Source organism: Streptomyces sp. NPDC059166, assembly GCF_042755185.1.
Lineage (GTDB): Bacteria > Actinomycetota > Actinomycetes > Streptomycetales > Streptomycetaceae > Streptomyces.
In genome coordinates this window covers 1-13,133 of record NZ_JBHZCI010000071.1, presented here as the reverse complement: position 1 = coordinate 13,133, position 13,133 = coordinate 1, and the positions used below count along the sequence as shown (strand labels likewise).

Annotated in this window: 10 protein-coding genes; 1 reads left to right on the top strand and 9 read right to left on the bottom strand. The window is 73.0% G+C overall.

What is annotated here, in order from left to right:
- Positions 1-60 precede the first annotated feature (60 nt).
- The gene (locus ACFXOA_RS31390) at positions 61-315 is read right to left on the bottom strand and encodes a hypothetical protein (protein ID WP_385035430.1); all 255 of its coding nucleotides are present in this window, start codon (positions 313-315) and stop codon (positions 61-63) included.
- Between the two features lie 205 nt (positions 316-520).
- Between ACFXOA_RS31390 and ACFXOA_RS31385 the strand changes: the two genes are divergently transcribed.
- On the top strand, positions 521-1,852 hold the full coding sequence (locus tag ACFXOA_RS31385; RefSeq protein ID WP_385035429.1) for a serine/threonine-protein kinase: 1,332 nt from the start codon (positions 521-523) through the stop codon (positions 1,850-1,852).
- 48 nt (positions 1,853-1,900) lie between these two features.
- Here the strand turns inward: ACFXOA_RS31385 and ACFXOA_RS31380 are convergent, their stop codons facing one another.
- The 8 genes from ACFXOA_RS31380 to ACFXOA_RS31345 form a co-directional block, all read right to left on the bottom strand.
- Positions 1,901-2,716 carry a TrmH family RNA methyltransferase gene (locus ACFXOA_RS31380; protein ID WP_385035427.1) on the bottom strand — a complete coding sequence of 272 codons (816 nt, stop codon included), beginning with the start codon at positions 2,714-2,716 and terminating at the stop codon, positions 1,901-1,903.
- Positions 2,717-2,767: 51 nt separating this feature from the next.
- The gene (gene cobA / locus ACFXOA_RS31375) at positions 2,768-4,021 is read right to left on the bottom strand and encodes a uroporphyrinogen-III C-methyltransferase (RefSeq protein WP_385035425.1); all 1,254 of its coding nucleotides are present in this window, start codon (positions 4,019-4,021) and stop codon (positions 2,768-2,770) included.
- Between the two features lie 203 nt (positions 4,022-4,224).
- Entirely contained in the window at positions 4,225-7,818 is a 3,594-nt protein-coding gene (gene cobT, locus ACFXOA_RS31370) for a nicotinate-nucleotide--dimethylbenzimidazole phosphoribosyltransferase (protein ID WP_385035423.1), read from the bottom strand.
- A 332-nt stretch (positions 7,819-8,150) separates the two neighbouring features.
- Positions 8,151-9,374, bottom strand: coding sequence for a precorrin-6y C5,15-methyltransferase (decarboxylating) subunit CbiE (gene cbiE / locus ACFXOA_RS31365; protein WP_385035421.1), 1,224 nt, complete (start codon positions 9,372-9,374; stop codon positions 8,151-8,153).
- 120 nt (positions 9,375-9,494) lie between these two features.
- On the bottom strand, positions 9,495-10,133 hold the full coding sequence (locus ACFXOA_RS31360; protein WP_362554277.1) for a GNAT family N-acetyltransferase: 639 nt from the start codon (positions 10,131-10,133) through the stop codon (positions 9,495-9,497).
- A gap of 141 nt (positions 10,134-10,274) precedes the next feature.
- A complete protein-coding gene (locus tag ACFXOA_RS31355; RefSeq protein ID WP_385035418.1) occupies positions 10,275-11,141 on the bottom strand; it encodes a MetQ/NlpA family ABC transporter substrate-binding protein in 867 nt (288 codons plus the stop codon).
- Positions 11,142-11,214: 73 nt separating this feature from the next.
- Entirely contained in the window at positions 11,215-11,886 is a 672-nt protein-coding gene (locus tag ACFXOA_RS31350) for a methionine ABC transporter permease (RefSeq protein WP_385035416.1), read from the bottom strand.
- Positions 11,883-12,935: a methionine ABC transporter ATP-binding protein gene (locus tag ACFXOA_RS31345; protein ID WP_385035414.1), complete on the bottom strand. Its 1,053-nt coding sequence runs from the start codon at positions 12,933-12,935 to the stop codon at positions 11,883-11,885. The genes ACFXOA_RS31350 and ACFXOA_RS31345 overlap by 4 nt, the downstream gene beginning before the upstream one ends.
- Between the last annotated feature and the right edge of the window lie 198 nt (positions 12,936-13,133).

Genomic DNA, 13,133 nt, shown 5'->3' with positions numbered 1-13,133 from the left:
CCCCTCCCGCCCTGGAGGGGTGCGCCGCCGCCGGTGTGCCCGGAATGCCGCCTGACGCCCTCAGGCGCTCCGCTCCGGGAGGGCGCGCTCGGACTCGTCCTCCCGGGGGACGGGCTGCTCGACGAGGGCGAGCACCCTGTTCGCCATGAAGCGGGCGGTACGGACAACTGATCCACTTCGGGTGACTTCACTCACTTCCACCACACCCCGGCGGACCGCGGTCTCGACCCTGCGACCGGCCCTGGAAGCCACCATCTCGTACGTCCTCGTCGTGTCACCCGCGTCCACGACTATCTCCACACGATCACCCTTCATTGATCCAATCCCCCTTCTGCGACGGTCCGTTGAGAAATCGCACGGGCCACGGGGCCTGGATCCCCGGCTCCCTGACCACTCCTCAATTCTCCCACCGGGCACTGACAATCGATGGGTGGGCGAGGGCGCGGCCTCTGAGCGCGCCGCGCCGCGGATACGTAAGCTGTGCCTCGTCAGGCGGACCGGCAGCGGGGATGGGCAGACGATGGCGATGATGCGGCTCCGGCGCGAGGACCCGCGTGTCGTCGGATCGTTCAGGCTGCACCGGCGGCTGGGCGCGGGCGGCATGGGCGTCGTCTATCTGGGTTCGGACCGGCGCGGCCAGCGGGTGGCGCTCAAGGTGATCCGCCCCGACCTGGCGGAGGACCAGGAGTTCCGTTCGCGCTTCGCGCGCGAGGTGTCCGCCGCCCGCCGGATCCGCGGCGGCTGCACGGCCCGGCTGGTGGCGGCCGACCTGGAGGCGGACCGCCCCTGGTTCGCGACGCAGTACGTGCCGGGTCCCTCACTGCACGACAAGGTGGTGGAGGAGGGCCCCCTCTCGGCCGTGGAGGTGGCCTCGATCGGGGCGGCGCTCTCGGAGGGCCTGGTGGCGGTGCACGAGGCCGGTGTGGTGCACCGGGACCTGAAGCCGTCCAACATCCTCCTCTCCCCCAAGGGCCCCCGGATCATCGACTTCGGCATCGCCTGGGCGACCGGGGCCAGCACGCTCACCCATGTGGGCACGGCGGTGGGCTCGCCCGGCTTCCTGGCACCCGAGCAGGTCCGCGGCGCGGCGGTGACGCCGGCGACGGACGTCTTCTCCCTGGGCGCCACCCTGGCCTACGCGGCGACGGCGGATTCGCCCTTCGGCCACGGCAGCTCCGAGGTGATGCTCTACCGGGTCGTGCACGAGGAACCGCACCTGTTCGACGTGCACGACGCCCTCGCCCCGCTGGTCAGGGCGTGCCTGGCGAAGGACCCGGAGGAGCGGCCGAGCACGCTCCAGCTCTCCATGCGCCTCAAGGAGATCGCGGCCCGGGAAGCGCAGGGGCTCCAGGAGAGGCGTCCGCCCGCCCAGCGCGGCGACCAGGAGCTGGACCGGCCGACCGGACGGATGGAGGGCCAGTACACCGAGCAGTCCACGCGCCGCTCCCCGGGGCCCTCCCCGGCGCAGCGGACCCAGGGCAGGCGTCCGGCGGCGTCGCGGGCCGCCGCGCCCCGTACCGGTGGTTCACAGCCCCGGGGCACGCGTGGCGGCCCCCGCCCGGGCGGCCAGCAGCCTCCGGCGCCCCGGCGGACGAACGGCAGCGGGGCGTCACGGCCCGGCGTGCGGACGACGTCCGCGGGCAAGGGCGGGAAGCGGCGCCCGGCCAATCCCCGGCTGCTGCGTCAGCGGCTGGTGGTCTTCGTCGTGGTGACGCTCCTGGTCGCACTGGGGATCGCGGCGGCGCAGGGCTGCCAGGGGCCCGCTCGCGGGCTGGGGAGCGGCTCGTCCCACCCGTACGACGGGGCGCAGGCCCATCGGTCGCCGACGGGGCTCCCGGGCCTGTCCGGCTGACCCGCAGGCGCAGGCCCTGCGCCGGCCGTGCGCGGTTCTCCCGGCCGGTCAGGCCCGGGTCGCGTAGAAGGCGACCGCGGAGGCCGCCGCCACGTTGAGGGAGTCCACACCGGCGTCCATCGGGATGCGTACGTGCGCGTCCGCCGCGCCGAGCGCCTCGGGGGTGAGGCCGTCCCCCTCCGTACCGAAGACGAGCGCCAGCCTCTCGTTCCGTCGTGCCACGAGTTCGTCGAGGGTGATCGAGCGGTCGCTGAGGCAGAGGGCCGCCGTGGTGAAACCGGCCGAACGCAGCAGGCCGATGTCGTCGGGCCATGAGGTGAGACGCGTCCACGGGACGTGGAAGACGGAGCCCATCGACACCTTGACCGCACGCCGGTAGAGCGGATCGGCGCAGCGCGGCGTGAGCAGGACGGCGTCGACGCCGAGCGCCGCGGCGTTGCGGAAGGCGGCTCCCAGGTTCGCGTGGTCGACGATGTCCTCGAACACGGCGACCCGCCGGACGCTCCCCCGTTCCGGGGCCAGCAGCTCGCCCGCGGGCGGCAGCGGCTTGCGCTGCATGGAGGCGAGGGCTCCCCGGTGCACGTGGTAGCCGGTCACCTTCTCCGCGAGCGCGGGTGTCACCACGTGGACGGGCGCCGTGGCCTCCTCGATGACGTCGCGCATGACGTCGGTCCACTTGGGCGTGAGCAGCATCGACCTCATGGCGTACCCGGCGTTCGCGGCACGCCGGATCACCTTCTCGCCCTCGGCGATGAACAGGCCCTCGGCGGGCTCCCTGCGCCGCCGGAGTTCGACGTCGGTCAGGCCGGTGTAGTCGCTCAGGCGCGGATCGTCCGGGTCGTCGACGGTGATGAGTTCTGCCACGGTGCTACTTGCCTTGTCGGGTGGGGTGGAGGGACGGCGAAGAGGGCTCCTTCAGCCGGCGAGCCGGCCTTCGGGGTCCGGGCCGACGGAGACGACGTCGCCGATGACGATGACGGCGGGGGGCCGCACCTGTTCCGCCACGACCCGCTCACCGACGTCCGCGAGCGTGGCGTCGACCCTGCGCTGGGCGGCGGTGGTGCCCTCCTGGACCAGGGCCACGGGGGTGTCGGGGGACTTCCCGTGGGCTATGAGCGCCTGGGCGATGGAACCGATCTTGTCCACCGCCATCAGCAGGACGAGGGTGCCGCGCAGCTTCGCGAGGGCCGCCCAGTCGACGAGGGAGCGCGGGTCGTCGGGGCCGACGTGGCCGCTGACCACGGTGAACTCATGGGCGACGCCCCGGTGGGTGACGGGGATTCCGGCCGCCCCCGGCACGGAGATCGAGCTGGAGATCCCGGGCACGACGGTGCAGGCGATCCCCTCGGCGGCCAGCGCCCGGGCCTCCTCCATGCCGCGGCCGAAGACGAAGGGGTCACCGCCCTTGAGGCGGACCACGGACTTGCCGGCCTTCACGTGGTCGATCAGCGCCTGGTTGATGGCCTCCTGCGCCATGAAACGGCCGTACGGGATCTTCGCGGCGTCTATGACCTCGACGTGCGGCGGGAGTTCGTCCAGCAGGTCGCGCGGGCCGAGGCGGTCGGCGATGACGACGTCGGCCTCGGCGAGCAGCCTGCGGCCGCGGACGGTGATCAGATCGGGGTCGCCGGGTCCACCGCCGACGAGGGCGACACCGGGAGTCCGGGTGCGGTGGTGCGGGGCGGCGAGGGTGCCGTCGCGGAGCCCTTCGACGATGGCGTCCCGGACGGCGGCGGAGTGCCGCGGGTCACGGCCCTGTGAGGTGGTGGTCAGCACGGCGACGGTGATGCCCTCGCTGCGGCCCGTCGCGGGGGTCCACGCGGTCGCGGCCTCCGCGTCGTCGCTGCGGACGCACCAGGTGCGGGTCCGTTCGGCCTCGGCCGACGCGGCGTCGTTGGCCTCGGGGTCGGAGGAGGCCACGAGTGCGTACCAGGTGTCGGCGAGGTCCCCGTCCTGGTACCGGCGGCGCTCCCAGCGGATCTCCCCCGTGTCGGCCATGGCCTCGACCGACGCCGTCGCGGACGGGGAGACCAGCGTGACGTCGGCCCCCGCGGCGATCAGGGCGGGCAGCCGGCGCTGTGCGACCTGGCCGCCGCCGATGACGACGACGCGGCGCCCGTGCAGGCGCAGTCCGACGGGGTAGGCAGGGTGATCGTCGTACTCGGCCATGGTCGTGCGTGCTCCTCGTGCGGGTGCGGTGTGCTGCGGGCCGCTGCGGCGGTGGAGCGGCGGTGACGTGCGCGGGGTGGGGCGGTGACGTGCGCGGGGGCGGTGACGCGTCCGACCACGATACGCGGACGGCACGCCGGCGGTCCCTGGTGCCGGACCGCGCCCGGACGGGCAGGTGCTCGTCCGGGCGCGGAGGGGCGGGACTACTTCTCGGTGACGCCCGCCGAGTCGAACGTGGCGACGTCGTGCATGGCGCGGGCGGCGCTCTGGACGATGGGGAGCGCGAGCAGTGCGCCCGTGCCCTCACCGAGCCTGAGGTCGAGGTCGACCAGCGGTCGCAGGCCCAGCTTGTTGAGGGCCGCGACATGGCCGGGCTCCGCGCTGCGGTGGCCCGCGATGCACGCGGCCAGCGCCTCCGGGGCGATGGCCCGGGCGACCAGGGCGGCGGCCCCGGCGCTCACGCCGTCCAGGATCACCGGGGTGCGCAGGGAGGCCCCGCCCAGCAGGAAACCGGCCATCGCGGCGTGCTCCAGGCCTCCGACCGCGGCCAGCACCCCGATCGGGTCGCTGGGGTCCGGCTGGTGCAGTTCCAGGGCGCGGCGGACGACATCGACCTTGCGGGCGTGCATCTCGTCGTTGATGCCGGTCCCCCGGCCGGTGACCTCCGAGGGGTCCATGCCGGTGTAGACGCAGATCAGGGCGGCGGACGCGGTCGTGTTGGCGATACCCATCTCGCCGGTGAGCAGGCCCTTGTTGCCGGCCGCCACCAGGTCGCGGGCCGTCTCGATGCCCACCTCGATCGCGGCGAGGACCTCTTCGCGGGTGAGGGCGGGGCCGGTGGTGAAGTCGGCGGTGCCCGGACGGACCTTCCTGGGCAGCAGGCCGGGAGTGGCGGGGAGTTCGGCCGCCACACCGACGTCGACGACGCAGACCTCGGCGCCGACCTGGGCGGCGAAGGCGTTGCAGACCGCGCCGCCGCCGAGGAAGTTGGCGACCATCTGGCCGGTGACCTCCTGCGGCCACGCGGTGACGCCCTGGGCATGGACCCCGTGGTCACCGGCGAAGATCGCGACGGCCGCCGGCTCCGGTACGGGCGGCGGGCACAGCCGGGAGAGCCCGGAGAGCTGGGCGGAGATGATCTCCAGCATGCCGAGCGCCCCTGCGGGCTTGGTCATCCGCTTCTGGCGCTCCCACGCCTCGCCGAGCGCCTTGGCGTCCAGGGGCCGGATGCCGGAGATGGTCTCCTGGAGCAGGTCGTGCGGCTCCTCGCCGGGCAGCGCACGGCGGCCGTACGTCTCCTCGTGGACGACCCAGGACAGCGGGCGGCGCTTGGACCAGCCCGCCTGCATCAGCTCGGGCTCGTCGGGGAATTCGTCGACGTAACCGACGCAGAGGTAGGCGACGACCTCGAGGTGCTCGGGCAGGCCGAGCGCACGGACCATCTCACGCTCGTCGAAGAAGCTGACCCAGCCGACCCCGAGGCCCTCCGCGCGGGCGGCGAGCCATAGGTTCTCCACCGCGAGCGCGGAGGAGTACGGGGCCATCTGCGGCTGGGTGTGCCGGCCGAGGGTGTGGCGGCCGCCGCGGGTGGGATCGGCGGTGACGACGATGTTCACCGGGGTGTCGAGGATCGCCTCGATCTTCAGTTCCTTGAACTGCTTGGCGCGGGCCTTGGGGAGCGACTTCGCGTACGCGTCCCGCTGGCGCTGGGCCAGTTCGTGCATGGACCGGCGGGTCTCGGCGGAACGGATGACGACGAAGTCCCAGGGCTGCGAGTGGCCGACGCTCGGCGCGGTGTGCGCGGCCTCCAGGACCCGCAGGAGCACCTCGTGCGGGATCGGGTCGCTGCGGAACCCGTTGCGGATGTCCCGGCGTTCACGCATCACGCGCAGGACCGCTTCGCGCTCCGCGTCGCCGTAGCCGGGCGCGGGAACGGATGCCTGGTCCGGTGCCTCGGGCGCCCCGTCGGGGGCGGCACCGGCGTCCCCGGTCACGTCCGGGGATTCGGCCTCACCTGCGGCGGCGTCGTCCTGCGTCACCGGCTCCTCCTGGGACTCCGCCGGCTCGCGGACCGCCTGGGGCTCGGCCGTCACCGGTACCGTGCCGGCCTCCGGGGCCTGCTCCTGCGCGGGAGCGGCCACCGGGAACCCGGCGTCCGGGGTCTCGATGATCTCGGGCCCGGTGCCGGGGTCGGGGGTCGGTGCGGCGAGGATCTGGGGACCGTGCTCGGACGACTGCCCGGCGAGGGTCTCGTGGCCGGTCGGGACGGCGGTCCGGGGCGCCGGCGCGGGCTCCGCGACGGCTTCGGGCTCCAGGACGGCCTCGGGCTCCACGACGGCTTCGGGCTCCGCGACGGCTTCGGGCTCCGCCGGAGGCAGAGCTTCCGCCGGTGCCTCGGGCTGCTCGGCGAGGAGCGGCCCGGAGAACTCCGCGGTGGGCCCGGCCGGGGCGGAGGCGGCGGGCTCGACCGGCGCGGGCTCGCCGTGAGTGAGTCCGGAGTTAGCGGGCTCGGCGGCGACCGGCTCGGCGACCGCGGGCGCGGCGGCGACCGGCTCGGCGTGCGTGGGCTCGGCGGCGACCGGCTCGGCGTGCGTGGGCTCGGCGGCGGGCTGCTGCTCGACGATGACCGCCTGCTCGGCGACGGACGCCCGGCCGTGGCGGCCGGCGGGTTCGGAAGCGGCCTGCTGCTCCGGCTGGACGGGCTGCGGTGCCGTCGGGAAGGCGGCCGGCTCCTGAGGCCCGGCGGCCGAGGGGTCGGCAGCGTGGTGCGGATCGGTCACCGTGACGCCCTCCGCGGGCACACTCCGCCCCAGCGGCCCGAGCGGCGCTCCGGACTCCGCGGGCCCCACAGGTGCTTCGGAGACGGGCGCTTCGGACGCCGCAGGTGCTTCGGAGACGGGCGCTTCGGACGCCGCAGGTGCTTCGGAGACGGGCGCTTCGGAAACCGGGGCTCCGGTGTGGTGCGCGTCGGACGGTTCCGGTGTGGGAAGCGCGTCGGCGGCCCGCACCGGGGACTCGACGACGGCCTCGGGCGCGGCCCCCGGACCGTCCTGCGCCGGCGTCTCCACCGCCGCGACGGGCTCGTCGGGGACGGGACGCGGCTCGGGGACGAAGTGCTCCACCACGTGAGCCGGCTCCGGCGACCCGGAGGGCGCCTCGGGCGCGGCCTCCGGAACCGGGGCCTGCGCGGCCTCCGGCACGTGGGCCGGCTCGGCCTCCGGCGCGGCGACCGGCTCCGGCGTGCCCCACCCGGTCGCCGCCTGGGGCGGGATCTCACCCAGTTGCGGGCCGGGCAGCGGCGCGGACTCGTCCACCGGGAAGTCGTAGTACTCGGGACCGGTCGTCGGCGGCCCCGCGTGCCGCACCGGCGTGGTGTGCTGCGGGCCGGCGGGACCCCGGTCCGCGAGCGAGCGGACCACACCGCCCGTGTGCGACCCGCCGTAGGAGGGCGCCTCGGTGGAGGCGGGACCGCGGTGCAGCGGGCGTCGCGCGGGCGCCGCGGCGACGGGGACCTGGACCGGCGTGTGCGCGGGGATGCGTACGCCGTTGACCTCGGCCACTCCTGCGCCGTGGGTGCCGTCGGCGGCCGGGTGCTGCTCGGGCTGGGCCGCGTGGGCGGCGGGAGCGTCGCTCCACGCGCCCTGGGCGGCGGGCATCAGCAGGAGGTCGTCGTCCTCGGCGTGGTGCTCGGAGGGTTCGAGGTAGGTGTAGGCGTCCTGGGCGGGGATGCCCGGCTGCTCCACCATGCCTGCGTTCTCCGGCAGTCCCTCGCCCGGGATCTGGCCGGTGTCAGTCATGCGTACCCCTCGCCCATCGTCAGTGCTCCTTCGCCCTACGCCCGGGATGCCCGAACCACGGCACGCCGGTGCTCGTCAACAAGAACGAGCGGGCTCCCCGCGCGGCACGAAACGCGCGCGGAGGTATACATTCTCGCGGTCGTTCGCCGCCGCGACAGACAGTTCTGCCTCGGCTCGCTGTGGACTGCGCCACGTTGCGCGTCCCCCGGTCACGCCGTACCACATCGCGGACCAAAACGGTCCGATTTTCCGGACATTGACGAACGAAATGTCGAACGTCCGGGCGCGGTACAACGATCGGTCAGCCTACCTCGCGCCTCTCGGCGGGCCGCTCAGGGGGCGAGGTCGCCACGCACCGCGGACAGCAGGAAGACCACGGAGCGTTCACGCTCCGCCCAGTCGGACGTGTCCAGCTCGACGGACTGGAGCAGCGCGCACTCCACGGTGTATCCGTTCCCGGCGAGGGCGGCACCGAGCGCCTCCGCCTCGTCCCGGTTCGACGCATGGGTGACGATGCGTTCCGGCCGCCGGTCGGCGACCGCGGTGACCACGGCGGCACCGCCGCCGCCGATCCGTACGACGTCGGGCTCGGGCAGGCTCTCCAGCACGTGCGGGGCGACGCCCCTGACGACCTGGACCCCCACCTGGAAGGTACGGGCGGCCTCTGCCGTCCGGGCGCAGGCTCCGGGGTCCTTGTCCACGGCGATGACCGCGGCGCCGAAGCGGGCCGCCTCCACGGCGAGGGCACCGCTCCCGCAGCCGATGTCCCAGACCAGGTCTCCGGTGCGGGGGCCGAGCCGCGCGAGCTGCGCCGCGCGCAGGCCCGGCGACTCCCCTTCGCCCGTCTCCCCCGAGCCGTCGTAGCAGGCGGCGGGCAGGGCCCAGCCGCGAACACCCTCGGGGTTGGCGGGCCGCCTGCCGGCGATCCAGGCGCCGCCCGCGGCGGCCTCCGGGCCGCTGCCGACGACGATGACGACGTTGGGGTCGCGCCAGGTGTGATCGGCCGTCTTGTCGGAGGTGAGGACGGTGACCCGTTCCCGTACGGTGCCGAGTTCCTCGCAGATCACGAAGGTGCGGTGGACGTTCTCGAGCAGGAGGGCGAGTTCGGCGGGCCCGGCGCCGGGGGACGTGAGCACCGCGACCTTGTGGTGGGCGCGGATGACGTTGACCGCGCGCCGCAGCGTGCGGGGGTGGGCGACGACTGTCTGGGCGTCGTCCCACGGCATCCCGGCCCTGGCGAACGCGGTGGCCACCGAGGACACGGCGGGAACGACCTCGACCTCCAGCCCGTGCTCGGGCTTGCGCAGGGTGCGCACCACGCCGAAGAAGCCGGGGTCGCCGTCGGCGAGGACCACGGCGCTCCCGCGGTGCCCGGCGATCCGGCGGGCGGCCAGGTCGACGCTTCCGAGGCGGATGCGTTCCGCGCGCTCGGGGACCTCGGGGAGCTCCAGGTGGTGGGCGGCCCCGGCGACGAGCGTGGCGGCGGAGAGTGCCGCCGTGGCCGCGCTGGTCAGTGGTGAACCGTCCCAGCCGATCACCGTGACGCGGTCGGCCATCGTCGTCAGTCTCCTGGGTGTTCGGCAGGCGGGGATCTCCGCGGGGTCAGCGGAGCAAGGGTGAGCGTATCCGGTCCGTACCTACGCCCTGCCAGGGGCTCCCGGCGGCCGCCCGGGAGGTCAGTTCCAGTCGTTGTAGGCGCCGTAGCCGCCCGCCTCGGCCAGCTGCTCGGCGACGCCTTCCAGGTCCTCGGGGAGGAGGCCCCAGACGATGAGGTCGGTCCTGATGTCGGTCCAGCCGCCGTCCTCGGTCGCCGTCCTGGCTATGCGGGCGTTGCGCAGGACCCCTTCGCTGATGCAGCCCAGCTTCTGGGCGACCTGCTGGGACGCGGTGTTCCCGGCCGGGGTGCGCAGCTCGATGCGTTCGAAGCCCTGGTCGCGGAAGAGCCATTCGGCCACGGCGAGCACGGCTTCGGTGGCGTACCCCTCGCCGCGCGCCCAGGGCGCGGTGATGTAGCGGACCTCGGTGGCCAGGGTGCGCCGGTCGGTGTTGAGCAGCCGCACGGAGCCGACCAGGCGCTGGGTGAGGAACTCCGTGACGGCGAAGACGATGCCGCCGCCCTGGGTGCGCTCGGCGGGCGCGATCCTCCTGACCCAGCGTTCGGCGTCGACCTGCGTGTAGGGGTGCGGTGCCTCGGTCCACGCGGTGACCAGCTCGTCGTTCATCATCTCGATGTACGCCGGGACGTCGGCCATGTCGAAGGGGCGCAGCACCAACCTGTCCGTGCTGATGGAGATGGACGGGAAGGTTGCAGTCATGCGCAGCTCCATGCCGAGGACCGTGTAAAGGCTCCAGCATGCAGCATCGGGCCGTGGATGCGCATCGCCGGGTCGGTACGGCGAAGCCCCGCGCCTCCCTGGTGGGTTGCGCGGGGCCCGGCGTCAAGTGGTGATTCGGGGTCAGGACTTGGCGGGCTGCCCGAACGCGGGGATGATCGAGCCCTTGTAGGTGTCCTCGATGAACTTCTTGACCTCGTCGCTGTTGAGGAGCTTCGCGAGCTTCTGGACGCGGGGGTCCTGCTCGTTGCCCTTCTTCACGGCGAGGAGGTTCGCGTACGGGTTGCCCTCGGCCTTCTCCAGGGCGAGGGAGTCCTTGCCGGGCTGGAGACCCGCCTCGATGGCGTAGTTGCCGTTGATGACGGCGGCGTCGACGTCGTCCAGGGCGCGGGGCACGGTGGCGGCCTCCAGCTCCTTGAACTCCAGGCCCTTCTTGTCCGTGATGTCGCTGAGCTTGGCGTTGGTGCCCACGCCGTCCTTGACGGTGATCAGGCCGTTGGCGGCGAGCAGCTGGAGCGCGCGGCCCTCGTTGGTGGTGTCGTTGGGCACGGCGACGGTCTGGCCGGGCTTGATGTCCTTGAGGTCCTTGGCCTTCTTGGAGAAGAGGCCGAGGGGCTCGAGGTGGACGTCGACGACCGGGACGAGGTGGGTGCCGTTCTTCTTGTTGAAGTCGTCCAGGTAGGGCTTGTGCTGGAAGTAGTTGGCGTCGATCTGGCCGCTCTCGGTGGCGGTGTTCGGCAGGACGTAGTCCGTGAACTCCTTGACCTCCAGCTTGAGGCCCGCCTTCTCCGCCAGGTTCTTCTTGACGAAGTTCAGGATGTCGGCGTGCGGCGTCGGGGACGCGCCGACGACGAGCGGCTTGGAGGTGTCCGCGCCGGCGCCGGTCTCGCCCTTGGCGGCCGGGTCGGAGTCCGTGCCGCAGGCGCTGAGGCCCAGGGCGAAGGCGGCGGTGACGGCGGCAGCGGCGGTGATCTTGATGTTCCTACGCACGAAGAGTGCCTCTTTCCGGTGGTGACGGTGGTGCGCCCGGACAAGGAGTTCGGGCTTCATGGGGAGTGAAGTCTCAGGAGGCGGTGCGGCCCCGGCGGGCCAGCAGGCGCACGGCGCCGTCGCCGATGAGCTGGACGACGGTCACGATGACGACGAGCAGCACGACGGTGATCAGCATGAACTGGTCGTCGAAGCGCTGGAATCCGTAGGTGACGGCCTTGGATCCGAGCCCTTCGCCGCCGACCGCGCCGGCCATCGCGGAGTATCCGATGAGGACGATCACGGTGGTGGTGACGGCGGAGACGAGCGAGGGCAGCGCCTGCGGGAGCAGGACCTTGCGGACGATCGTCGGGATGGAGCCGCCCATCGACTGGACCGCTTCGACGAGTCCGTGGTCGACCTCGCGGACCGCCGTCTCGACGAGCCGCGCGAAGAAGGGGATGGCCCCGACGGCGAGCGGCACGATCATCGCGGACGGCCCGATGAAGGTGCCGACGACCCAGGTGGTGAACGGGATCAGGGCGATCAGCAGGATGATGAACGGCAGCGACCGGCCGATGTTCACGATCGCGCCGACGACCTTGTTCACCAGGGTGTTCTGCAGCAGACCGCCCTTGTCGGTGAGTACGAGCAGGATGCCGAGCGGCAGTCCGCCGGCGACGGTGACGAGCGTGGACCAGAGCACCATGTAGAGGGTGTCGATGGTTCCCTGCGTGAGCAGCGGCTGCATTTCCGACCAGGTCACTTCGCCACCTCCTCGGTGAGCTTCGCGGTGTGGGCGGGGTTGTCCGTGGCGCCGACGATCTCGGCCTGGAGGCCCTGTTCGCGCAGGAAGCCGATCGGGACGACGTTCTCCTCGAAGCGGCCGGGCAGCTCGATGCGCATCCGGCCGATCTGCTTGCCGCCGACGGTGTCCATGGCGGCGCCGAGGATCGAGATGTCGATGTTGTACGTGCGGGAGAGCTGCGAGATGACGGGCTGGGCCGCCGCCTCTCCGTGGAAGGTGACGTCGACGACGGTGGAGCCCGGGCCGGAGGCCGTGCCGCCGACGGGGAACAGCTCGTGGGCGAGCTCCGAGCCCGGGGTGGCGAGCAGGGAGCTGACGGTCCCCGACTCGACGATGCGGCCGTTCCTCATGAGCGCGGCGGAGTCGCAGATCGTCTTGACGACGTCCATCTCGTGCGTGATGAGCAGCACGGTGAGGCCGAGCTCCTGGTTGAGGTCGCGCAGCAGCTGGAGGATCGAGCGGGTTGTCTCGGGGTCGAGCGCCGAGGTGGCCTCGTCGGAGAGGAGGACCTTCGGGTCGCCGGCGAGTGCGCGGGCGATGCCGACACGCTGCTTCTGCCCGCCGGACAGCTGACCGGGGTATGCCTTCGCCTTGTCGGCGAGGCCGACGAGGTCGAGCAGTTCGAGCGCCTTGGCGGTGCGTGCCTGGCCGGAGAGGCCGAGGATCTCCAGGGGCAGCTCGATGTTGTCGCGCACGGTCCGCGAGTCCAGCAGGTTGAAGTGCTGGAAGACCATGCCGATGCGGCTGCGCGCCCGGCGGAGCTCCTTGCCGGCTCGGCGGCCCCGGCCCGCGAGAGCGGTGAGGTCCTGTCCGGCGACCGTCACGGTGCCGGAGGTGGGGCGTTCGAGCAGGTTGACGCAGCGGATCAGGGAGGACTTTCCGGCGCCGCTCTGTCCGATGACGCCGTATACCTCGCCTTCGCGGACGTGCAGGTCCACCCCGTCCAGGGCGGTGACCTCACGGTCGCGTGACTGGTAGACCTTCGTGAGGCCCGAAGTGGTGATCACAGGGTTTCCGTCACTGTCGAGTACACGGCGCGGTGTCCGCCGGGCACGGGGCATTCGTCTGGTGAGACTGTTCTCAGTGGTCGACCGGTGGGAGTCTCGGGGTTGCCCCCCCCCCCCGGCCGCCCCGGGCGGGGGGGGGCCCGCGCCCCGCCGGGCCCGGCGGGGGGGTTTAAAAAAAAAAAAACACACCCCCAAAAC